Below are 19,404 nucleotides of genomic sequence, written 5' to 3'. Positions count from 1 at the left end.
CCTAGTGAAAGTAAAAATCGGAACCGCCGGTGCGGCCCTTAGCCGGGATCCGCCGGCGAAATACCCACGGCCAGCAAGGCATCGATGCTGGGCACAAAATAGATCGCCGACGACAGCGCCGTGGAAAAATCCAGCAGCCGGTCCGTCTTGGTGACGCCATCATAGCCTACGCCGTACATTTGCCGCAGCATGCCCATGGTCACCGTGATGTCCTTGCAGAAACCGACAAACATGACGCCCGCCTCGCCGGCATTGGCGTAATTGGCATTGCGGCGCACGATATCGACTTCCTCGCCATCGCGGATGAACTGGTTGCGGCCCACGTGGGAATCGACGGGCAGCGGCGACAATTCATGGCTGCCGGCCTTGGTGCGGCCCCACACCTGCTCCGCCGCGTGCACGGGCAAGGCGCGCAGGCGCTCCACGTCCATGCGCCATTTTTGCAGCAGCACGGTCGAACCGCCCGCGCCCGCCTCGCCGTCCGGAATGATGGCCACACCGTTGGCGCGAAACGGATTCGGATTGGCGACGCCGTCGGCAAAGCCGTCGAAGGTCACATTATTATGATACGGAAAACACACCTGCTCGCTGGCCAGCTCGGCGAAGGGACTCAAAAGCGTGAGCGTCGTGCGCATGCTGTCGTACAGGGTGGCCGCGTTCGACTGCGTGATCCAGACCCAGAAATCGTGCTGCGTGGCCGGCGCCGTCTTGCCGTTGGCGCCCACCAGGTCCTGCGTGAACGATGCCATATTGTCCGGCACGCAGCCGGGGCAAGCGGCGCGCCACAGCTCGGGCTTGAATCCCAGCACCACATTGGCAGTGCCGCCCGTCAACTGATGGTGGCGGTTCAGCGTGGGATCGAGGATGCCCGTGACTTCGGATTCCCACAGCTTGCCCAGCAACTTGAACAACTGCCGCATATCGACGCCGGCCTTTACCTTGAACTGCAAATGCACTTCGTCGCGCGCGACGACCGACAACATGCTTTGTGGAATTGCCATAACCAATGTTCCTCTTTTTGTTTTCTATGTGGATCTTAAACCAGAAGTGCCGGATGGCAGTTTCATTTAGGCAACATGCTTTAGGCACATGCGATAAGTGTAACTATAGGTAGTCATGAATTGGACGATAATGCAATGACGTAGAGCAAGAATAAGAATGGATACCATTGCATGAAATTGTATGAAAAGCTTGTCAGCGACATCGAGCAACTGGTGGACAAGGGCGTGCTCCTGCCCGGCGAACGCATTCCCTCGGTGCGCCAGACCAGCCAGCAGCACAAGCTGAGCATCACCACGGTGCTGCGCGCCTACGTCAAGCTGGAAGGCATGGGCGTGATCGAAAGCCGGCCCCAGTCCGGCTACTTCGTGCGTCCGCGCGCCAGCGATGCACAGAACGCCGGCCTGTGCATGCAGGCGTCGCACCCCAGCCCCGTGCCGGCGGAAGTGCACGTCAGCCGCCTGGTGCTGTCGACCCTGCGCTCGATCGGCTTGCACGACGCAATACCGCTGGGCTCGCCCTACCCCGACCCTTCGCTGTTTCCCTGGGAACGCATCAACCAGTATGCGAGTGCCGTGGCGCGCCGCAACCGCGTGTGGAACATGACGGATGACCTGCCGCCGGGCAACCCGCAGCTGATTCGCGAAATCGCCCGCCGCTACATGGAAAACGGTCTGGCCGTCGATCCCGATGAAATCATCGTCACCGTGGGCGCCACGGAAGCCATCAACCTGTGCCTGCAAGCCGTGGCCAAGCCGGGCGATACCATCGCCGTCGAGTCGCCCACCTTCTATGCCATGCTGATGGCCGTCGAACGACTGGGCATGAAGGTGGTGGAAGTGTCCACCGATCCGTACGACGGCATCAGCATCGAAGCGCTGGCCGACATCATGGCCCGGCAACCGATCGCCGCCGTCATGGTGATGCCGAACTTCCAGAATCCGCTGGGTTTTCAAATGTCCGACCAGCGCAAGCGCGCCCTGGTACAACTGCTGGAACAGCACGACGTGCCCGCCATCGAAAACGGCGTCTACAACGAACTGTATTACGGCGACGCCCACCCGTCCTCGCTCAAGTCCTATGACCGCAAGGGCATGGTGCTGCACTGTTCCTCGTTTTCCAAGAGCCTCAGTTCCGCGCAGCGCGTGGGCTGGGCCCTGGCCGGGCGCTATCGGGGCAAGGTCGAGGAACTCAAATTCCTCAACACCCTGGCCACATCGTCGTTTCCGCAGCTGGCGATTGCCGAATACCTGCAAAACGATGGCTACGAACAGCATCTGCGTCGCACCCGCAAGGCCTATGCCCAGCAAGCGCGCATCATGGCGGCCGCCGTGCAGCGCTTCTTTCCTGCTGGCACGAAAATCTCGCACCCGCAGGGCGGCTACGTGCTGTGGGTGGAATTGCCCGGCAATATCGATTCCATGCAGCTGTACCGGCGCGCGCTGGAATGCAAGATCACGGTGGGTCCGGGGCGCATGTTTTCCGTCAGCCAGGCCTACAAGCATTGCATCCGTCTCAACTACAGCTATCCGTGGAGTGTGGGCGTCGAGCAAGCCATTATCCTGCTCGGCAAACTGATCACCGAATTCCTGTAGACCATTCACCCGCCCACCAGCGACATGCGCACGGTGGGATACTGCTTGCGCCCGCCAAGCTGGGCCAGTGCGCCACGCACTTCCGAATAGCGGTCGCCACGCCGCTGCCAGTGCTGGCGCAGCAGGGTTTCCAGTTCTTGCCCGGAGTCAAGCCGGGGCCGCAGGTCGAGGCCGTCCTGGGCGAACAAACAGGTAAACAGCTTGCCGTCCGACGACACGCGCACGCGGCTGCAGTCGCCGCAGAACGGCTGCGACACGCTGGAAATAAAACCCACTTCGCCGCCGCCATCGCGGTAACGGTAGCGGCTGGCCGTCTCGTGCAGGACAGGCTTACCTTCGCCCAGCGACACGAGGGGGAATTCGGCGGCGATCAGCGCGCGCGCCGCGTCAGACGTGACGACGTGCGTGCGCGACCAGGCGCCGATGCCGCCCACGTCCATGAATTCGATCAGGCGCAGGATCACGCCCGTGTGGCGGAAATGGCGCGCCAGCGGCACGATCTGACTGTCGTTGACGCCTTTCTGCACGACCATGTTGACCTTTACGGGGTTCAAGCCCACAGCTTGCGCCACCGCTATGCCGTGCAGCACTTTCTCGACGGGAAAGTCGACGCCATTCATGCGCTGGAAAATGCCGTTATCGAGACTGTCGAGGCTGACGGTGACGCGGTCCAGGCCTGCATCCTTCAGCGAGCGCGCCTTGGCCGCCAGCAAGCTGCCATTCGTCGTCAGCGCGATGCTCACGGCGCGCCCGTCCGGCGTGGTAAGTCTCGCCAGCGTCTCGATCAGCTGCTCCAGGTTCTTGCGCAGCAGCGGCTCGCCGCCCGTGATGCGGATTTTATCCACGCCCAGACGCACGAAGGCGCGCGCCAGCGTTTCGATCTGCGCAAAGGACAGGCGCTCGCTGGAGGGAAGAAACGGGTAATCGCTGGGATACAGCTCGGCCGGCATGCAATAGGTGCAGCGGAAATTGCACTGATCGATGACGGAAATGCGCAAGTCCGTCAGGGGACGGCCCAGCATGTCCACGCAGGGTTCACTATAGTCTGGCTGCCAGATGGCTGGCTGCGGATACATGATGGTGTTCATTGTGCTTCCCCTTGATTGCGTTCGTCTGGAAGTAGCATAGGACGAATGCAGACACGCAATGAGGTACAGTCCGGCGCCAGCCGATAGAGTACAGATTCGGCTTTACTCTGCTGGCGGTGGTGCGAACATGCTGGCGCACAGCTCGGCGCCCGCCGCGCTGAGCAGCGCGCTGCCACCGCCGTTCTCCGCCGTGGTAACTAGCACCAGTCCCGCGCTGGACAGCGCATTGAGCTGGCGCAGCAAAGTGCTCATCTGTACCCCTGCCCGCTTGGCCAGCTTGGCCAGCGACCACGGTTTCTCCGGCGCCTCCTGCCGTGCTTGCCACAGCAGCGCCAGCAGCGCGATCAGCGCCGCGTCGACTCCTTCTTCCTTGTCTTCCTTGTGCATATTTTTCTCCTTGTCCACATCATAAATCACGGCCGGCGCCAGCGCGACCGGCATCGTCGTCTTGCCATCTGTACTCTGTTTTTTTAGCCGGAACTGTGCGCCTACGGGGCAAGCCGCCGCCCCTACCATGTGATTGTCCCATCGCATATCACCAGGAGAGTCATCATGAGCAAGCCAAAGTCCGACGCGCGCATCGCGCCCTACACCCATGCCGCGGCCGGTTGGGGTGCCCTCAAGTACGTGGCCATCAATCTGTTCAAGGAAAAAGTCAGCGCGGGCAATTACCGCTCGCTGTTCGAGCAAAACCAGCCCGACGGTTTCGACTGTCCCGGCTGCGCCTGGCCCGACCGCGAACACGCGTCGACGTTTGAATTCTGCGAAAACGGCGTCAAGGCCGTGGCCGCCGAATCGACGAGCAAGCGCGTGCGCCCCGAGTTTTTCCAGGAGCACACGGTCACCGAACTGATGGAGCAGTCGGACTATGATCTGGAACAACATGGCCGTTTGACGGACCCCATGGTGTACGACTCTGCCAGCGACAAATACCAGGCCATTTCCTGGGACGACGCCTTCGCCCTTGTAGCGCACCACTTGCACGCGCTGGACGACCCGAACCAGGCCGCCTTCTATACGTCTGGCCGCGCCAGCAACGAAGCCGCTTTCCTGTATCAGCTGTTCGTGCGCGCCTACGGCACCAACAATTTCCCCGACTGCTCCAACCTGTGCCACGAAGCGACGAGCCGCGGCTTGCCGGAAACGGTCGGCATCGGCAAGGGCACGGTGCTGCTGGACGACTTCGAACATGCGGACACCCTGCTGCTGTTCGGCCAGAATCCCGCCACCAACCACCCGCGCATGCTGGGCGAATTGCGCGAAGCGTCGCGCCGTGGCGCCACCATCGTGTCCATCAACCCATTGCACGAACGGGGCCTGGAGCGCTTCACGAGCCCCCAGCATCCGCTGGAAATGCTCACGGGCGGCAGCACCAACATCTGTTCGCTGTTCATCTGCCCCACTCTGGGCGGCGACTTCGCGCTGATCAAGGCCATGGCCAAGCGCGTCGTCGAGCTCGATGACGAGGCCATCGCCCACGGCCAGGAGCGCGTGCTCGACTGCGCCTTCATCGCCGAACACACGAGCGGCTTCGACGCCTTCGCGGCCGACCTGCGCGCCGAAAGCTGGGACTTGCTGCTGGCCGAATCGGGCGTGGCGCGCGACAAGATCGAGGAACTGACGCAGATCTATGTGAAGGGCAAGGCCGTCATCGCCACCTGGGGCATGGGCGTGACGCAGCACAAGAATTCGCTGGCCACCGTGCAAATCCTGTCGAACTTGATGATGATGCGCGGCAATATCGGCAAGCGCGGCGCGGGCCTGTGTCCCGTGCGCGGCCACTCGAACGTGCAGGGCGACCGCACCATGGGCATCGAGGAACAGCCGACCAAGGAATTCCTCGACCGCCTGGGCCTGGTCTTCGGTTTTGAACCGCCGCGCCACCACGGCTATGACGCCGTCGGCACGATAGCAGCCATGCTGGAAAAGAAAGTCAAAGTGTTTGTCGCGCTCGGTGGCAATTTCTCGATGGCCACGCCGGACACGCCGCGCACCTGGGGCGCGCTGCGCTCGTGCGACCTGACCGTGCATATCGCCACCAAACTCAACCGCAGCCATCTGGTACATGGCAAGGATGCGCTGATCCTGCCGACCCTGGGACGCACGGAAATCGACGTGCAGGAAGGCGTGGCGCAAGGCGTGACGGTGGAAGATTCGATGAGCATGGTACACATCTCGTTCGGCATGAACCAGCCCGCCTCGCCCAATCTGCGTTCGGAAATCGCCATCGTGGCCGGCATGGCGCAAGCGACCGTGGGCAGCGAAAAGATCGACTGGCTGCGCTTTTCCGGCAACTATGCGCTGCTGCGCGACTCCATCGAGCAAGTTTTTGACGACTTTTTCGACTACAACTTGCGCATCGCCAAGCCGGGCGGCTTCCACCTGAAAATCGCCTCGCGCGAACGCGTGTGGAAGACGGAAAGCGGCAAGGCGCAATTCCTTGTCAATGCCGTGGAACTGGACACGCCGATCCACCGTGCGCGCCAGCAATATGGCGAGCGCCTGATGGTGCTGATGACCACGCGTTCGCACGACCAGTACAACACGACGATCTACGCCATGGACGACCGCTACCGCGGCGTGTTCGGCCAGCGCCGCGTGGTTTTCATCAACAAGGATGACCTGGCCATGCTGGGCTTTGCGGCCGGCGACTGGGTCGACCTGATCGGCGTGTGGCATGACGGCATCGAACGCCGCGCCGACCGCTTCCTGCTGGTCGAGTACGACATCCCGCGCGGCTGCATCGGCGCCTACTACCCGGAAACCAATCCGCTGGTGCCGCTCGACAGCGTGGGTGAAGGCTCGCGCACGCCGACCTTCAAATCCATCCCCGTGCTGCTGTCGCCTTCCGCCGCCCTCAGCTGATCAGGAGAACGCCATGTTCGGTTTCGATACCCTGGACCTGTCGCGCGCGCAATTTGCGATGACGGCCATCTTCCACATCCTGTGGCCCATATTGACGATCAGCCTGTCGCTGTTCCTGTTTGTCGTCGAGGCGCTGTGGCTGCGCACCAGCGACCCCGTCTACTACCGCCACGCGCGCTTCTGGAGCAAGCTGCTGGTGCTGAACTTTGCCGTCGGCGTCGTCAGCGGCATTCCCCTGGAATTCCAGTTCGGCACCAACTGGGCGCCGTTCTCGCACCATTCCGGCCAGTTCATCGGCAACATCCTCGGCTTCGAAGGCGCCATGGCCTTCATGCTGGAGGCGGGCTTCATCGGCGTCATGATGTTCGGCTGGGGCCGCGTACCGAAAGGCGTGCACCTGTTTGCCACCGGCATGGTGGCGCTCGGTTCCAGCATTTCCTCGTTCTGGATCATGGTCGCCAATTCCTGGATGCAGACGCCGGCCGGCGTGCGCGTGGTCGACGGCAAGATCATCGTCACCGATTACGTGGCCGCCATCTTCAATCCCGACATGGCCTGGGCCGTGGGCCACATGTGGGTGGCCGCCGTGGAAACGGGTTTGTTCGTCATCGCCGGCATTTCCGCCTGGTATATGTTCAAACGCCGCGAACCGGCCTTCTTCGCCCGCTCGTTCAAGCTGGCGCTGATGCTGCTGCTGGTCATTGCACCGTTGCAAGTGTGGCTCGGCGATTCGAGCGGCGTCGACGTCTTCAAGACCCAGCCCGCCAAGGGCGCGGCCATCGAAGGCCACTGGCACACGAATCCCGATGGCGAAGGCGCGGCCTGGTCCCTGCTGGCCTGGCCCAACCAGGCGGAGCAAAAGAATGACTGGTCCATCGAAGTGCCCGGCATGCTCAGCGTGATCGCCACGCATAGCGCTACGGGCAAGATCACGGGCCTGGCCGACATCGCCCGCGAAGACCAGCCGCCCATGCTGCCGCTGCTGTACTACGCCTTCCGCGCCATGGCCGGCATCGGCATGTGGTTCGTGCTGCTGTCGTTCTGGACCTTCGTGGCCTGGCGCAAGGTAGGCGGCCGGGTGGAAGAGTTCGTGCGCAACCGCAAGCTGCTGCTGGCCTGGGTGCTGACAATACCGCTGCCCTATATCGCCGTCGAGTGCGGCTGGATCGTGCGCGAAGTGGGACGCCAGCCGTGGGTCGTGTACGGCTTGCTGCGCACGCGCGACGCCGTCTCCGACGTGGCGGCCCATGCCGTGGCCGGCAGCATGCTGATGTTCTTCGTGTTTTACATCGTGCTGTTCGTCACTTTCTTTGTGTTTGCCAAGAAATGGCTGCAACAAGGCCCGGACGTGGCGCTGCCGCTGCCGGACGCTGCCCATGCCGCGGGGTACTGAAGTGCGCCCCTACCAATCAAGGAGTTTGTAATGGATATCAATTCGCATGCCATGCTGGGCAATGCCTGGTTCGGCCTGATCGGCCTGATGCTGATCTTTTACGTGGTCACGGACGGCTTCGACCTGGGCGTGGGCATCCTCAGCCTGTTCACCCGCCGCGAGCAGGAACGCAACCTGATCTTCCAGTCCATCGAGCACGTGTGGGACGCCAATGAAACCTGGCTGGTGGTAGTGGGCGGCGCCCTGTTCGGCGCCTTCCCCAGCGCCTACGCCACCTTGCTGGAACAGCTGTACATTCCCATCATGCTGCTGATCGCCAGCCTGATCATGCGCGGTGCCTCGATCGAGTTCCGCCATGCGGCCGGCAACAAGCGCCTGTGGGACGTGATCTTCGGCGTGGGCAGCCTGCTGGCCGCCGTGGCGCAAGGCGTGGTGCTGGGCGAGGTCATCACGGGCTTGCAGCCGGGCCCGCTGAGTGCGGTCTTCACGGCTTGCACGGCGCTGGGCGTGGTCGCCGGCTATTGCCTGCTGGGCAGCACTTACCTGATCAAGAAGACGGGCGGCCAGCTGGAAGCGGCGGCGCGCCGCTATGCGACGGCCAGCGTGCTGGCGACGGTCGCGGCCGCCGTCGTGCTGTCGGCCGGCACCATGGTCTTCAGCGCCATCGGCCACGACCGCTGGGCGCAGCCGGGTGTGTTCGGCGTGCTGCTGGCCCTGGCCGCCATCGCCGCCAGCGCTTTTATTTACATCCTGTGGGCCGTGCACGTGAACGGCGTGCGCGGACCGTTCCGCGGCGCCATCGTGCTGTTCCTGGCCTCGTTTGCGGGCCTGGCCATCAGCTTCTTCCCCGACCTCGTGCCGGGCAAGCTGAGCATCGCGGCGGCTGCGTCCGATGAGCCGACCCTGATCTTCATGCTGATCGGCATGGGTTCCATGCTGCCGATCATGATCGGCTACAACCTGTTCCAATACTACGTCTTCGAGGGCAAAGTCGTGCCCCGGAAACATTAACCGGCACCACGGCATGCGTCTTCCATCATGATTATCCGCCCCACCACCAACTGGTTCCGCATGCTGTTCGTCTGGGATGGCTCGGTGCTGCAAGCCATCATCCCGCAATTGCTGCTGATGCTGGTCGTCAGTTCGCTGGCCCTGCTGACGGATGGCCGTATCTTCGGCGTCAAGATTCCGCTCGATACGGCGCCGTTTCCCATGGTCGGCATCAGCCTGGCGATCTTCCTCGGCTTTCGCAACAACGCCAGCTATGCGCGCTTTGTCGAGGCGCGGCATATCTGGGGCCAATTGCTGATCGCCGCGCGGGCCCTCGCTTCGCAGGCGCTCACGTATCTGCCGCAGGAGACGAGCGGCCTCGATCACCAGTTGCTGCTGCGCCGCCTGATCGCCTTCGTGTATGCGCTCAAGCACCAGTTGCGCCAGACGGACCCGCAGCAAGATCTGGCGCGCTACCTGCCGGCCGAGGATGTGCAGCGCTTGCAGGGCGTCAACTTCAAGCCTGTCGCCGTGCTCCATTCGGTACGCGCCATGCTGTACGACGCCGTGCAGCGCCAGCCGGGCCAGACCCAGCTGCTGTGGATGCTCGACACCCAGCTCAACGACCTGGCCGCCACCGTGGCCGGCTGCGAGCGCATCAAGAACACGCCGATTCCGTATCCGTACGGCGTGCTGGTGCATCGCACCGTCTACATGTACTGTTTTTTACTGCCGCTGGGCCTGGTGGACGCCATCGGCGTGGCCACGCCCCTCATTTCCGTCTTTGTTGCCTACACCCTGTTCGCGCTGGAAGCCATCGCGCAACAGATCGCCGAACCGTTCGGCCTCGCGCCCAACTGCCTGGCCCTGAACGCCATGACGCGGGAAACGGAACGCTCGCTGCTGGAATTGAACGGCGACCCGCTGCCGCCTTCGATACGGCCTTGCCCGCGCTATCAAATCAATTAACGGGAGAACACACATCATGGAATGCGACATCACCACCATCGAACGCGACGGTTACCTGGAAGTTCCCATGGTGCGCCACCAGGCCGGCGTGGCCACGGCGGGCCACGACATGGTGGCCGAGGAATATCCCGTGGCTCTCGTCTACAACGGCATCGCCCACGCGGTGATGATGGCCACGCCGCGCGACCTGGAGGAATTCGCCGTCGGCTTTACCTTGACCGAAGGCATCGTCGGCAGCGTGCGCGACATCTACGACCTCGATGTGTGTTGCGGCGCGGACAGCGCGGAAGTGCGGCTGACCATCGCCCAGCCGGACTTGATCAAGCTCAAGGCCCGCCGCCGCGCGCTGACCGGACGCACGGGCTGCGGCGTGTGCGGCATCGAAAGCCTGGCCTTACTGGATCTGGTACCGGAAAAAATCACGCGCCCCTTGCCGCCGCTGGTCGCCAGCAGCGCCATCCTCGGCCGCGCCGCGCGCGAACTGCTGCCCTACCAGGAATTGATGCACAAGACGGGCGGCGTGCATGCGGCCGCCTGGTGCACGGCCGAGGGCGCCATCGTGAAAGTGTTCGAGGACGTGGGCCGGCATAACGGCCTGGATAAACTGATCGGCTACCTGGCGCTGCACCGCATCGCCATGCACGACGGTTTCGTCTTCCTGTCCAGCCGCGCCAGCTATGAATTGGTGCGCAAGTCGGCGCGCATGCATATCGGGCTCGTCGCCACCATCTCGGCGCCCACCTCGCTGGCCATCCGCATCGCGCGCCAGGCCGGCATGCAACTGGCCAGCTTTTGCCGCCGCGACGGCTTTGTCGACTACACGGCAGACGAGGTGCCACCGGTGGGCTGAACATTGGCAAGCGGGCACGCCTGCCGCATAATGCGGGCATGTTCAAACTGACCTTTCTCGGCACGTCTTCCGGCGTGCCCACGCGCCACCGCAACGTCACGTCGCTGGCCCTGCAAACCACGCACAACCGCGACTGGTGGATGATCGATTGCGGCGAAGCGACGCAGCACCGGCTGCAGCGCATCCCCCTGTCCGTGCACGACCTGGTGGGCATTTGCATCACCCATGTGCATGGCGACCACAGCTATGGGTTGCCGGGCCTGCTGGCCAGCGCCTCCATGACGGGGCGCAAGAAGCCCTTGCTGCTGATCGCCCCGGCCGCCATCAAGGCCTGGATCGACGCGACGCTATTGCACACGGAACTGTTCCTGACGTATCCGCTGATCCACATCGACGTGGACAGCGCGCCAGTCGTGCATGAGGAAGCGGGCTTGACCATCTCACGCCATGCGCTGTCGCACCGCGCGCCGAGCGTCGGTTATCGTTTTGCGCTGGAAACGAGCCGGTGGAAGCTGGACAAACCGGCCTTGCTGGCGGCCGGCGTGCCGCCCGGTCCCGCCTGGGGACAGTTGCAAGCGGGCCAGGATGCGATCCTGAACGATGGCACGGTACTCGCGGCCGGCGCTTTCCGCCAGACGGACACGCAGCGCGCCACGGTAGTGATCGGCGGCGACAACGACACGCCGTCGTTGCTGGCGGACGCCTGTGCCGGCGCGCAATTGCTCGTGCATGAAGCCACCTACACGGAAGCGATGTTGCAGAAAGTGGGTCCCGGCCCCACGCACAGTTCCGTACAGCGCGTGGCGCAGTTCGCCGAAGCGGTGCGCTTGCCGAACCTGATCCTCACCCACTTCAGCGCCCGCTATCACCATGCGGAAGGCATGGCCGAGCTGGAAGCGGAGGCCCGGCTGCATTACTCGGGCGAACTATTCCTCGCGCGCGATTTCGACAGCTATGAACTCGATGCGGCCGGTGTGCTGAGCAAGCTGCCGGCAAAGAAATCTAGTGGGGATTGACGCCGTACTGCGCCGCATATTCAGCGGCCAGCGCGCGCGCCGCCTGCTGCTGTGACGGCGTGAGGATTTCCAGCAACTGATCGCGATTCTTGATCGATTGCGCGCTGCCCGCCTCGGCCGGCATGGCGATCCACGCGTACGCCTGCACGTAATCGAGTTCCACGCCCTGCCCTTGCGCGTACAGCAAACCGTATTCATTCTGCGCCGACAGGGAACCGGCCTCGGCCGCCTGCTTGTACCAGAACGCCGCCTCGGCAAAGTCTTGCGGCACGCCATCGCCCTTGCGGTAAGCCTGCGCCAGGTTGAATTGCGACTGGCCATCGCCCGCCTCGGCCGCCTGGCGGCCATACGCGAGCGCTTGCGCCGTATCTTGCGCGACGCCATCGCCGCTCGCATACATCAGGGCCAGATTGGCCAGCGATGGCGGAAAGCCCGCCTGCGCGGCGGCCGTGAACAATTCCACCGCTTTCGGCAAGTCTTGCGTCACGCCATGGCCCTGGTAATACAGGCTGGCCAATAAATGCTGGCCGGCCGGATCGCCGGAGCGCGCGGCCGCGTCGAATTGCCTGAACGCCTCGGTGTAATTATGATCGTTATACGCGAGGATGCCCGCTTCATTCAAGGTTTCAGGAGAGGATGTCATCAGAATTCCTTATTCGGGGATTTTTGGGCATTGTACACAGCACTGTTCCGCGCAGAATGCACGATAGGAAACGGTGTGGCGCATTGCCCAAATCATGCGTTATCATCATTCTCCGCCTGATGCAATCGGGGCATTGTGCCCCACATTGGCTCCCAGTACCCGCCCAAGAATATCGCCATGAAATTGACTGTCTTGTCCTTATCGCTGCTTTTATCCGTGATTTCCACCTCGGCTTATTGCGGCACCTTGCACCTGGACAAAGCCACGACAGGAAAAGTGCGGCAAGCGGCCGATATCCGTTATGCGAATCACGATGAAAAACAGACCTACCAGCTGAAAGTCGGCAGGCAGTGGATCCATGGCAGTTGCAACACCAGCGGCACGGGCAATTTGCACGCGCTGCTGGTCGACATGAATTTCGACGGCCATGCCGACCTGTGGGTGACCGGTTACACGGATAGCCAGGGGCGCATCCGCTGTTCCGATGTGTGGCTATGGGATGCGCCGGCGAAGCAATACCGTTTCAATCAACCCTTGTCAGCGATTCCGAATCTGGATATCAGCATGGCCGATCAAGGAATCAAAGGCGGCATCCCCAATTGCGGCTGCGCAGCGCAATGCTTTTATGAAGACAGCTATGCATGGCGGGCTGACAAATTAATCGCCACCGCCCGGCGCGAACAGGATTGCGAGCGCTATCGGGAATATCGTTTGAATGAAAAAGACGCCTTGATCATCGTCAAGGATGAAATCATCGACAGCGGCAATCCTGGCCAGCAGGCCATCGAGAATACAAAAGTACTTGACTGGCAGCGTCACGCGCAAACCATGCGCAAACCCTGGGAATGATATTTATCCTGCCATCCGACACCATTGAATAAATAAAACACATGACGACACATCCAGCATCGATTACTTTCCATGCCGCCAAGGCGGAAGATACGCCCGCGTTCATCACATTGCGCGGCAAGACACGGCAAAACGCCATCCCAAAAGAACGTCTGGCGGAAGTGGGCATCACGGCCGTCACCTGGGCGGAAATGATGCGCTCGGGCAGCTTGCCTGGCCAGGTCTGCCATCACGACGGCCAGCTGGTCGGCTACTGCTTTGGCGAGCGCGACACGGGCGAAATCATCGTCCTGGCCCTGCTGCCGGCATTCGAGGGCCTCGGTATCGGCAAGACCTTGCTGGAACTGGTGATGACGGAACTGCGCGCGCAGGGCCACCAGCGGCTGTTCCTCGGCTGTTCCAGCGATCCCGCCTCGCGCTCCTACGGCTTTTACCGTTACCTGGGCTGGACGGCGACGGGCGAGACGGACAAATATGGCGACGATGTGCTGGAGTTTCGCTTTACGGCCTAGGCGGTCAAGCGGTGGGCATCCCACACGCGCATCAACTGCGTGATGGCAGCGTCAAACACGGCGTAGCCAACGCCATCGCGGGCCTGAATCGACACGCCCGATAAAAAGCTGTCGAAGACGGACGCCAGCGCGACCGCATTTGTGTCAACCGGCAATTCGCCGCTGGCCATGCCCCGCTCCACGCAGCACACGAAGCCGGCGCGGGTGCGGGCGCGCGAAGCCGTCAGCGGTGCAGCCACGGCCGCATGCTCGGCCGTCGGCGCGCTCATGCAGCCAAGCGCCACCATGCAGCCGGGTGGATGGCCCGGCTCGGACTGCATGCGGGCCGACTGGCGCAAGGTCAGCTCGATGGCCGCACGCGGCGCCAGGCCATCGTCCCACAAGCATTCCGTCACGCGGGCAAACGTGTCCAGATAGCATTGCGCCGCCTCACGAAACAGCGCTTCCTTCGAGCCGAACGCCGCATAAAAGCTGGGCGCGGAAATGCCGCCGCCTAGACTCGCCTTGAGCTGGCTCAAGGACGTCGATTCATACCCCTGCTGCCAGAATAAAAACATGGCCTGCTCGACCGCTGCCTGCCGGTCGAACGTGCGCGGCCGTCCCATTTGCGCCATCCATCGCTCCTTCTCATCTGCTCATACGCTACTTACATACTACTCGATACAGAAGTCGTTGACAACGCGGCACGCCATCGCCTATATTTATACCGATCGATACATATATACCGCTATAACGGTCGGGGGATTCCTGCGCCCGATTACTTGACAAGGATGTTTGCCGTGAATCACGCTACGCTCACCACCGGAACCAGCCCTGCGCTGGCCGATCGCCTCCCCGTCGCCGGCCTGCTGGCTCTGGCCATGACGGGTTTTATCTGCATCGTGACTGAAACCTTACCCGCCGGCTTGCTGCCGCAAATCAGCGCGGGCCTCGGCGTCAGCGCCGCGCTGGCCGGGCAAATGGTCACGGCCTACGCGCTCGGCTCCCTGCTGGCAGCCATTCCGCTCACCATCGCCACGCGCGGCTGGCGCCGCCGCAACGTGCTGCTGCTGACCATCATTGGCTTTCTCGTGTTCAATACCGTCACGGCCCTGTCGTCCCACTACTGGCTGACCCTGGCGGCCCGCTTCTTTGCCGGCATGGCGGCCGGACTGGCGTGGAGCTTGCTGGCCGGCTATGCGCGGCGCATGGTGGCGCCCCATCAGCAAGGCCGCGCCCTGGCGCTGGCCATGGTGGGCGCGCCCGTCGCCCTGTCCCTGGGCGTACCGCTGGGCACCTTGCTCGGTTCCCTGGTCGGCTGGCGCGCCGCGTTCTGGATCATTTCCGCCCTGACATTGATCCTGATCGCCTGGGTGCTGGCGAAGGTGCCCGACTACCCGGGCCAGTCCGTGCATGAACGCCTGCCCCTGCGTCGCGTCTTCACGACGCCGGGCGTGCGCCCCGTGCTGGCCGTCGTCATCGCCTGGATGCTGGCGCACAACATTCTCTACACCTACATCGCCCCGTTCGTGGCGCCGGCAGGATTGACGCAGCGAATCGACCTGGTGCTGCTCGTCTTCGGCGCCGCCGCCATGGCCGGCATCTGGATCACGGGCCGGCTGGTCGAGCGCCACTTGCGCGCCACCGTGCTGGCCAGCCTGGCCGTGTTCGCCGCGACGGCGCTCGTGCTGGGCCTCGCAGCGCACCTCCCCTTTGTGATCTACCTGGGCATGGCCGTCTGGGGCCTGAGCTTCGGTGGCGCGGCCACCCTGCTGCAAACGGCGCTGGCCGACACGGCCGGCAGCGGCGCCGACGTGGCCTTGTCGATGAATGTGGTGGCGTGGAATGGCGCGATTGCCGCCGCGGGCGTGGTGGGCGGCGCCCTGCTGGAAACCTGGGGCGCGGACGCTTTCCCGTGGGCGATGGTGGCTTTGCTCATGCTGGCCTTTCTCGTCGCCTGGTCGGCCCGCGAACACGGTTTCCGGCCGGGACGGCGCAGCGGCGGCGCGCCCGTGGCCGGGCATTGAAACGGAGCTTTCAGCTCGCCGCCGGCACGTCCAGAATGCGGGGCATGTGCCCCGTATAGGCAAGGAAATTGACCAGCGTGGCATGCGACAGCGCCACTGTCGCCGTGTTGCGTAGCGGATGGGCTTGCACCGCATCCGCTTCCCACACGGCCTGGTCGAGCACCAGTTCCACCGCCTGCGCGTTGTCGTGGATCAGCGCAAACAGGCTGACGGAGCCAGGCATGATGCCCAGGTGCTGCAGCAAGCGTTCTGGCGAGGCCATGCTCAGCTTACTGGCTGGCAAAAGCCGCCCCAGCGCCGCCAGGTTGATGCGCTTGTCGAAGGGCACGATGACGAGGAAATGCCGGCGGCCCTTTTCATCGCGCACGAATAGATTCTTGACCATCAGGCCAGGCATGGCCGGCACGTGCATCAGTGCTTCATCGATCGTGTGCACGGCCGGGTGCTCGACGAATGGGCAATCGCCGGCGCTGCTTGCCAGCCAGCGGGACAGGGTTTCTTGCATGGGTATTTACTCGGCTCGGATGAATGGGCGATGAGGCGATTGTAGCGGCGCGCCGCGTGGTACGCTTGCCGTCAAGGCTTGTTCTCGTCCTGATCGGCCTTGTCGGCCGCCGCCAGTCCCCAGTCATTCCAGCCTTCGCCAAACAGCTCGATCGGATGCTGCGTGCGTTCGGAACCATTGCCGCAGCGCATGGCGTCCGGCGGACAATACTTGTCGCAGCCCCAGCAGATGCGTTCGGGGTTCTTGGGGTTTAAGGGAAAAGGCTTGGCCATGGGAGGCGATCGTGGTCGGTTGAGGGTTCCTGGTTGACTCTAGACCTGGCGTGGGGGGCGGTCAAACGAATTTCGGCTGGGAACTTGTCCAATGTCAAGCTTGTGCAGAAAATGGAGCGTCGGCATGACGCCGCCCCCTATTCCGGATCTTTCCTGACGGATATGGCCACTTCCAGCACGGTTCTCGCGTAATTGACACCGCCGTCGACAGCCGGCTGCGCCTTCAGCTCATCCAGCACGTAGACCATCGTCACCATGGCACCAGGCACGAACAGCCTGGTGTCCTGCTTGTCATTCGTGTAGATGCTTTCGTCGACTGTCGAGCCATCCGCCAGGCGCAAGGTGAAGCTGTTGACCTGATCGCCACGGCGGCTGTCCTGGCCCGCGAAATACGTTCGTTCGATGCTGCCCGTCACGATTTGCGTCTGGAGGCGCCTGGCCTCGATGCTTTCCCACCAGGCTTCGGAAGCGAACAGGCCGTGACTGCCTTTCAGGCCCATGTGGGGTCTGGAACTGTCGCGGGTGAGGGCCTGGGTTTTGGCGACGCGGCTGGGGTCTTTCGCCAGGGCCTCGGCAAGGGTGTAGACGGGTTTCATAGGGCGCTCAATATTTGCGCCGGATGACGTAGGCATTGCCGGCAGGCTCAAAACCGAGCGTCGGATAGTAAGACATGGCATCCGGGGCGGAGAGCAGTATCAAGGAGACTTCGTCGCCGATGATGGCCTGGGTGCGCTTGACAAGTTCCTTGCCGATACCCAGCCCCTGGTACTGCTTGTTGACGGCCAGATCCGACAGATAGCAGCAGTAGGCATAGTCCGTCAGTGACCGGGCCAGACCCACAAGCTCATTATCCACCCAGGCCGACAGCAAAAGGCAAGGCGCGGCGAACATGCGCGCGATTCTCGGGAGATTGTCGGTAGGACGCTTGATTCCGGATTGATCGAAGACACGCACGACATCGAGCGGATCGAGGGGAAAATTATGACGATATTCTACAGTGATGTTTTTCATGGTTTTAAAGGTGTCAGGTAATTGGGCGCAGCTTGTTTCTGCAAACATTGCTCATATTGGCATATGCATTAATAGTATGTCAGTTGCGGGGGCGAGAAGGCTGTTCCCGTCCCCGCCACGCATCTGGCGCTCAGTCAAATGGCCGGAACCTCAGAAAACGCTGGCCTTCATACGCCACCTCGCAATCAAATAGGAATCCTGCCAACAAACGAACGAGCTACGGTAGCTTGTGTGACAATGCACACACTGGAAATGTGGAACCTTCCATATCTCTATCTGATATCAAACCGACTTGGCAAGGATTGTAAAAATGTGGGTACCGTTACGATTGAATAAGCGCATGTACACCTCCTTTGTTGCCGCCCTTTTTCTTGTTGCTGGTGCCTCATCAGCACTCGCTGGCACGCTTGACGAAGACCGGACACGCGGTGACATCCATGGCTTGTTTGAAATCAGGGATGCCGCAGTACAGTTCATGGCAGCTGAAAATGCAAAAAATGGCACAAGCTGGCAAGTCCTGGAGCCGAACCGGAAGATTCTGGTGACGAAATGCGCGGTAGCGTTGCGTGTGCAATGGGTTCCGAAAAGCCATGGCCTGTCCGGGCCGAATGTTGCTGTGAGTTGCGCCAAGACGGTCAAACCCACGATACAAGATAAATGGAAAGTGTTTGTGCCGATCGCCAAGGGGCCGGTGGCGTATAAATGATCAGCTCGCGAGGGTATGGCTGGAGGAGCCATCCTGACAGCAACCGATCATCGGAATTCTTCGGAGTGTCATGAATGCGATAAAAAACCAGTCAAATGACTGGTTTTTTTATTATGTCGGACTTTCTTGAAACTGTTTGGCATTATCACAAATTTCATACCATGCAGGCTTGGAGCCAACATGCACATGAAATTGTATTCTTACCTCAGGGTCATCATCCAGGCAGTTAAGCGATATTGGAAATGAATCGCTCTCTGAGCCAATCTCCCCCAAAGAAGTCCCGCATTTCTTGCAAAAAGTTCTAGCGTATTTAAAAGGAGCCTCTGGCTCATATCGTTGAATAAATTCCCGCCCCTCCAGCAAGGTAAATGCATTTTTATCCACGAAGGCCAGGGCACTCGCTCCGGCCTTCCGGCAACGCGAACAGTGACACATGCCCATCATGCCTGGGGGTGAGGCCAATTCAAACTTTACTGAGCCACAGCAGCAACTGCCTTTGATCATGAGGTGTCCTGTTTGAACGTTGACACTGTATTTTTACACAGTACTTCTGCACAAACAAGACACTTCGGAAGGAATTTTTCAGCACCGAAGCGAGGGGCAATTCCCCCACGAGCCGCATCGGGGAGTTGCTGCCGCATCACTGGATCTCGGCCGACTATTCTTTGCCATCAAGGAAGGGTCAAGTCCAACTCCAGACCGCCCATCCTGATAAGGAAGAAGGTGGCGATCCCCAGGCCCACGAGCAATAGCACGAAGACTGTGACCACCTTGCCGCTCGCGCGCAGCACCGCGCGATTCTGCTTCGCCTTATCCTTGTCCTTCTTCCCTTGATCGTAATGCCACTTGATGGCGAAGAACATGCCCGTGCCGAGCACGAGAGCCTTGAACGTCACGAAGACTATAGGGGTCCAATCCAAATCCGTCATTTTGAGTATTTCCAGTCTATTACTTGACACTATCTATCGTGAGGAGCACCACCTCAAAACGCTGCATCAGCAGCTTCTGTTCCAACCATCTCCCAGGCACCCTGTTTGACTCTGTCATTATAGCTACCGATGAAATAACAATGGCATCGGGCGCAGTGATTTTCCATATGCAGATGAGAGAGGCGAAAACGTCAGCGACTGCCATA

At 61.7% G+C, this 19,404-nt stretch carries 22 protein-coding genes; 11 read left to right on the top strand and 11 right to left on the bottom strand.

All coding sequences use genetic code 11. The annotated features are described in order from the left end of the window. Positions 1 to 38 precede the first annotated feature (38 nt). Positions 39 to 1,001: a Dyp-type peroxidase gene (locus KO539_RS17875; RefSeq protein WP_219310787.1), complete on the bottom strand. Its 963-nt coding sequence runs from the start codon at positions 999 to 1,001 to the stop codon at positions 39 to 41. A gap of 171 nt (positions 1,002 to 1,172) precedes the next feature. On the opposite strand from KO539_RS17875, the gene KO539_RS17870 reads away from it, so the two are divergent. After that, complete coding sequence (locus KO539_RS17870; protein ID WP_219310786.1) at positions 1,173 to 2,594, top strand: PLP-dependent aminotransferase family protein; 1,422 nt, start codon at positions 1,173 to 1,175, stop codon at positions 2,592 to 2,594. A gap of 5 nt (positions 2,595 to 2,599) precedes the next feature. Here the strand turns inward: KO539_RS17870 and moaA are convergent, their stop codons facing one another. Both moaA and KO539_RS17860 read right to left on the bottom strand, forming a co-directional pair. Next, positions 2,600 to 3,670, bottom strand: a complete 1,071-nt coding sequence (gene moaA, locus KO539_RS17865; RefSeq protein ID WP_257626353.1) for a GTP 3',8-cyclase MoaA — start codon at positions 3,668 to 3,670, stop codon at positions 2,600 to 2,602. 114 nt (positions 3,671 to 3,784) lie between these two features. Further along, a complete protein-coding gene (locus tag KO539_RS17860; RefSeq protein WP_257626345.1) occupies positions 3,785 to 4,123 on the bottom strand; it encodes a helix-turn-helix domain-containing protein in 339 nt (112 codons plus the stop codon). A gap of 111 nt (positions 4,124 to 4,234) precedes the next feature. Between KO539_RS17860 and KO539_RS17855 the strand changes: the two genes are divergently transcribed. The 6 genes from KO539_RS17855 to KO539_RS17830 are packed head-to-tail and all read left to right on the top strand — an operon-like array spanning position 4,235 to position 11,765. Continuing rightward, positions 4,235 to 6,547: an FdhF/YdeP family oxidoreductase gene (locus KO539_RS17855; RefSeq protein WP_219310784.1), complete on the top strand. Its 2,313-nt coding sequence runs from the start codon at positions 4,235 to 4,237 to the stop codon at positions 6,545 to 6,547. A 13-nt stretch (positions 6,548 to 6,560) separates the two neighbouring features. Next, positions 6,561 to 7,940: a cytochrome ubiquinol oxidase subunit I gene (locus KO539_RS17850; RefSeq protein ID WP_099402555.1), complete on the top strand. Its 1,380-nt coding sequence runs from the start codon at positions 6,561 to 6,563 to the stop codon at positions 7,938 to 7,940. A gap of 30 nt (positions 7,941 to 7,970) precedes the next feature. Beyond that, positions 7,971 to 8,951 (top strand): cytochrome d ubiquinol oxidase subunit II, encoded by a 981-nt coding sequence (locus KO539_RS17845; protein ID WP_219310783.1) that lies wholly within the window; start codon positions 7,971 to 7,973, stop codon positions 8,949 to 8,951. 27 nt (positions 8,952 to 8,978) lie between these two features. After that, positions 8,979 to 9,899 (top strand): bestrophin family protein, encoded by a 921-nt coding sequence (locus tag KO539_RS17840; RefSeq protein ID WP_219310782.1) that lies wholly within the window; start codon positions 8,979 to 8,981, stop codon positions 9,897 to 9,899. A 16-nt stretch (positions 9,900 to 9,915) separates the two neighbouring features. After that, the gene (gene fdhD / locus KO539_RS17835; RefSeq protein ID WP_374106439.1) at positions 9,916 to 10,749 is read left to right on the top strand and encodes a formate dehydrogenase accessory sulfurtransferase FdhD; all 834 of its coding nucleotides are present in this window, start codon (positions 9,916 to 9,918) and stop codon (positions 10,747 to 10,749) included. Between the two features lie 38 nt (positions 10,750 to 10,787). Next, positions 10,788 to 11,765 (top strand): ribonuclease Z, encoded by a 978-nt coding sequence (locus KO539_RS17830; protein ID WP_219310781.1) that lies wholly within the window; start codon positions 10,788 to 10,790, stop codon positions 11,763 to 11,765. Here KO539_RS17830 and KO539_RS17825 read toward each other — a convergent pair. After that, positions 11,752 to 12,408, bottom strand: coding sequence for a tetratricopeptide repeat protein (locus tag KO539_RS17825; protein ID WP_219310780.1), 657 nt, complete (start codon positions 12,406 to 12,408; stop codon positions 11,752 to 11,754). The two genes, KO539_RS17830 and KO539_RS17825, sit on opposite strands and share 14 nt — an antisense overlap. A gap of 177 nt (positions 12,409 to 12,585) precedes the next feature. Here KO539_RS17825 and KO539_RS17820 point away from each other — a divergent pair, with 177 nt between their 5' ends. Next, entirely contained in the window at positions 12,586 to 13,257 is a 672-nt protein-coding gene (locus KO539_RS17820; protein ID WP_219310779.1) for a hypothetical protein, read from the top strand. Positions 13,258 to 13,298: 41 nt separating this feature from the next. Next, positions 13,299 to 13,769, top strand: coding sequence for a GNAT family N-acetyltransferase (locus KO539_RS17815; protein WP_219310778.1), 471 nt, complete (start codon positions 13,299 to 13,301; stop codon positions 13,767 to 13,769). On the opposite strand, the gene KO539_RS17810 is transcribed toward KO539_RS17815, so the two are convergent. Then, positions 13,766 to 14,383, bottom strand: coding sequence for a TetR/AcrR family transcriptional regulator (locus KO539_RS17810; protein ID WP_219310777.1), 618 nt, complete (start codon positions 14,381 to 14,383; stop codon positions 13,766 to 13,768). The two genes, KO539_RS17815 and KO539_RS17810, sit on opposite strands and share 4 nt — an antisense overlap. Before the next feature lie 156 nt (positions 14,384 to 14,539). Here KO539_RS17810 and KO539_RS17805 point away from each other — a divergent pair, with 156 nt between their 5' ends. Beyond that, positions 14,540 to 15,775 (top strand): MFS transporter, encoded by a 1,236-nt coding sequence (locus tag KO539_RS17805; RefSeq protein WP_374106438.1) that lies wholly within the window; start codon positions 14,540 to 14,542, stop codon positions 15,773 to 15,775. A 10-nt stretch (positions 15,776 to 15,785) separates the two neighbouring features. On the opposite strand, the gene KO539_RS17800 is transcribed toward KO539_RS17805, so the two are convergent. The 4 genes from KO539_RS17800 to KO539_RS17785 all read right to left on the bottom strand — a co-directional run bounded on the left by KO539_RS17800 (position 15,786) and on the right by KO539_RS17785 (position 17,563). Next, positions 15,786 to 16,280: a prolyl-tRNA synthetase associated domain-containing protein gene (locus KO539_RS17800; RefSeq protein ID WP_219310776.1), complete on the bottom strand. Its 495-nt coding sequence runs from the start codon at positions 16,278 to 16,280 to the stop codon at positions 15,786 to 15,788. 71 nt (positions 16,281 to 16,351) lie between these two features. After that, positions 16,352 to 16,552 carry a DUF3079 domain-containing protein gene (locus tag KO539_RS17795; protein WP_035826151.1) on the bottom strand — a complete coding sequence of 67 codons (201 nt, stop codon included), beginning with the start codon at positions 16,550 to 16,552 and terminating at the stop codon, positions 16,352 to 16,354. Between the two features lie 137 nt (positions 16,553 to 16,689). Beyond that, positions 16,690 to 17,148, bottom strand: coding sequence for a hypothetical protein (locus tag KO539_RS17790; protein WP_219310775.1), 459 nt, complete (start codon positions 17,146 to 17,148; stop codon positions 16,690 to 16,692). Positions 17,149 to 17,155: 7 nt separating this feature from the next. After that, positions 17,156 to 17,563: a GNAT family N-acetyltransferase gene (locus KO539_RS17785; protein WP_219310774.1), complete on the bottom strand. Its 408-nt coding sequence runs from the start codon at positions 17,561 to 17,563 to the stop codon at positions 17,156 to 17,158. A 340-nt stretch (positions 17,564 to 17,903) separates the two neighbouring features. On the opposite strand from KO539_RS17785, the gene KO539_RS17780 reads away from it, so the two are divergent. Beyond that, positions 17,904 to 18,269, top strand: coding sequence for a hypothetical protein (locus KO539_RS17780; protein ID WP_219310773.1), 366 nt, complete (start codon positions 17,904 to 17,906; stop codon positions 18,267 to 18,269). 111 nt (positions 18,270 to 18,380) lie between these two features. On the opposite strand, the gene KO539_RS17775 is transcribed toward KO539_RS17780, so the two are convergent. Together KO539_RS17775 and KO539_RS17770 are read right to left on the bottom strand one after the other, a co-directional pair. Continuing rightward, positions 18,381 to 18,773, bottom strand: a complete 393-nt coding sequence (locus tag KO539_RS17775; RefSeq protein ID WP_081922738.1) for a GFA family protein — start codon at positions 18,771 to 18,773, stop codon at positions 18,381 to 18,383. Positions 18,774 to 18,940: 167 nt separating this feature from the next. After that, positions 18,941 to 19,198 carry a hypothetical protein gene (locus KO539_RS17770; protein WP_035826142.1) on the bottom strand — a complete coding sequence of 86 codons (258 nt, stop codon included), beginning with the start codon at positions 19,196 to 19,198 and terminating at the stop codon, positions 18,941 to 18,943. Between the last annotated feature and the right edge of the window lie 206 nt (positions 19,199 to 19,404).

This window comes from Janthinobacterium sp. NKUCC06_STL (genome assembly GCF_019345455.1).
Classification (GTDB): Bacteria; Pseudomonadota; Gammaproteobacteria; order Burkholderiales; family Burkholderiaceae_D; genus Janthinobacterium; species Janthinobacterium rivuli.
Note: the sequence above shows the minus strand (reverse complement) of the source record. Positions and strands in the feature narration are given on the sequence as shown.

What these genes read in the sequence shown, in the direction of transcription:
- KO539_RS17860 (WP_257626345.1), bottom strand. Translation starts at nt 4,123, where the DNA reads ATGCCGGTCGCGCTGGCGCCGGCCGTGATTTATGATGTGGACAAGGAG.
- KO539_RS17770 (WP_035826142.1), bottom strand. Translation starts at nt 19,198, where the DNA reads ATGACGGATTTGGATTGGACCCCTATAGTCTTCGTGACGTTCAAGGCT.
- KO539_RS17810 (WP_219310777.1), bottom strand. Translation starts at nt 14,383, where the DNA reads ATGGCGCAAATGGGACGGCCGCGCACGTTCGACCGGCAGGCAGCGGTC.
- KO539_RS17795 (WP_035826151.1), bottom strand. Translation starts at nt 16,552, where the DNA reads ATGGCCAAGCCTTTTCCCTTAAACCCCAAGAACCCCGAACGCATCTGC.
- KO539_RS17855 (WP_219310784.1), top strand. Translation starts at nt 4,235, where the DNA reads ATGAGCAAGCCAAAGTCCGACGCGCGCATCGCGCCCTACACCCATGCC.
- KO539_RS17780 (WP_219310773.1), top strand. Translation starts at nt 17,904, where the DNA reads ATGTACACCTCCTTTGTTGCCGCCCTTTTTCTTGTTGCTGGTGCCTCA.
- KO539_RS17850 (WP_099402555.1), top strand. Translation starts at nt 6,561, where the DNA reads ATGTTCGGTTTCGATACCCTGGACCTGTCGCGCGCGCAATTTGCGATG.
- KO539_RS17775 (WP_081922738.1), bottom strand. Translation starts at nt 18,773, where the DNA reads ATGATCAAAGGCAGTTGCTGCTGTGGCTCAGTAAAGTTTGAATTGGCC.
- KO539_RS17790 (WP_219310775.1), bottom strand. Translation starts at nt 17,148, where the DNA reads ATGAAACCCGTCTACACCCTTGCCGAGGCCCTGGCGAAAGACCCCAGC.
- KO539_RS17845 (WP_219310783.1), top strand. Translation starts at nt 7,971, where the DNA reads ATGGATATCAATTCGCATGCCATGCTGGGCAATGCCTGGTTCGGCCTG.
- KO539_RS17785 (WP_219310774.1), bottom strand. Translation starts at nt 17,563, where the DNA reads ATGAAAAACATCACTGTAGAATATCGTCATAATTTTCCCCTCGATCCG.
- KO539_RS17815 (WP_219310778.1), top strand. Translation starts at nt 13,299, where the DNA reads ATGACGACACATCCAGCATCGATTACTTTCCATGCCGCCAAGGCGGAA.
- KO539_RS17800 (WP_219310776.1), bottom strand. Translation starts at nt 16,280, where the DNA reads ATGCAAGAAACCCTGTCCCGCTGGCTGGCAAGCAGCGCCGGCGATTGC.
- KO539_RS17870 (WP_219310786.1), top strand. Translation starts at nt 1,173, where the DNA reads ATGAAATTGTATGAAAAGCTTGTCAGCGACATCGAGCAACTGGTGGAC.
- KO539_RS17820 (WP_219310779.1), top strand. Translation starts at nt 12,586, where the DNA reads ATGAAATTGACTGTCTTGTCCTTATCGCTGCTTTTATCCGTGATTTCC.
- moaA (WP_257626353.1), bottom strand. Translation starts at nt 3,670, where the DNA reads ATGTATCCGCAGCCAGCCATCTGGCAGCCAGACTATAGTGAACCCTGC.
- KO539_RS17805 (WP_374106438.1), top strand. Translation starts at nt 14,540, where the DNA reads ATGTTTGCCGTGAATCACGCTACGCTCACCACCGGAACCAGCCCTGCG.
- KO539_RS17840 (WP_219310782.1), top strand. Translation starts at nt 8,979, where the DNA reads ATGATTATCCGCCCCACCACCAACTGGTTCCGCATGCTGTTCGTCTGG.
- fdhD (WP_374106439.1), top strand. Translation starts at nt 9,916, where the DNA reads ATGGAATGCGACATCACCACCATCGAACGCGACGGTTACCTGGAAGTT.
- KO539_RS17830 (WP_219310781.1), top strand. Translation starts at nt 10,788, where the DNA reads ATGTTCAAACTGACCTTTCTCGGCACGTCTTCCGGCGTGCCCACGCGC.
- KO539_RS17825 (WP_219310780.1), bottom strand. Translation starts at nt 12,408, where the DNA reads ATGACATCCTCTCCTGAAACCTTGAATGAAGCGGGCATCCTCGCGTAT.
- KO539_RS17875 (WP_219310787.1), bottom strand. Translation starts at nt 1,001, where the DNA reads ATGGCAATTCCACAAAGCATGTTGTCGGTCGTCGCGCGCGACGAAGTG.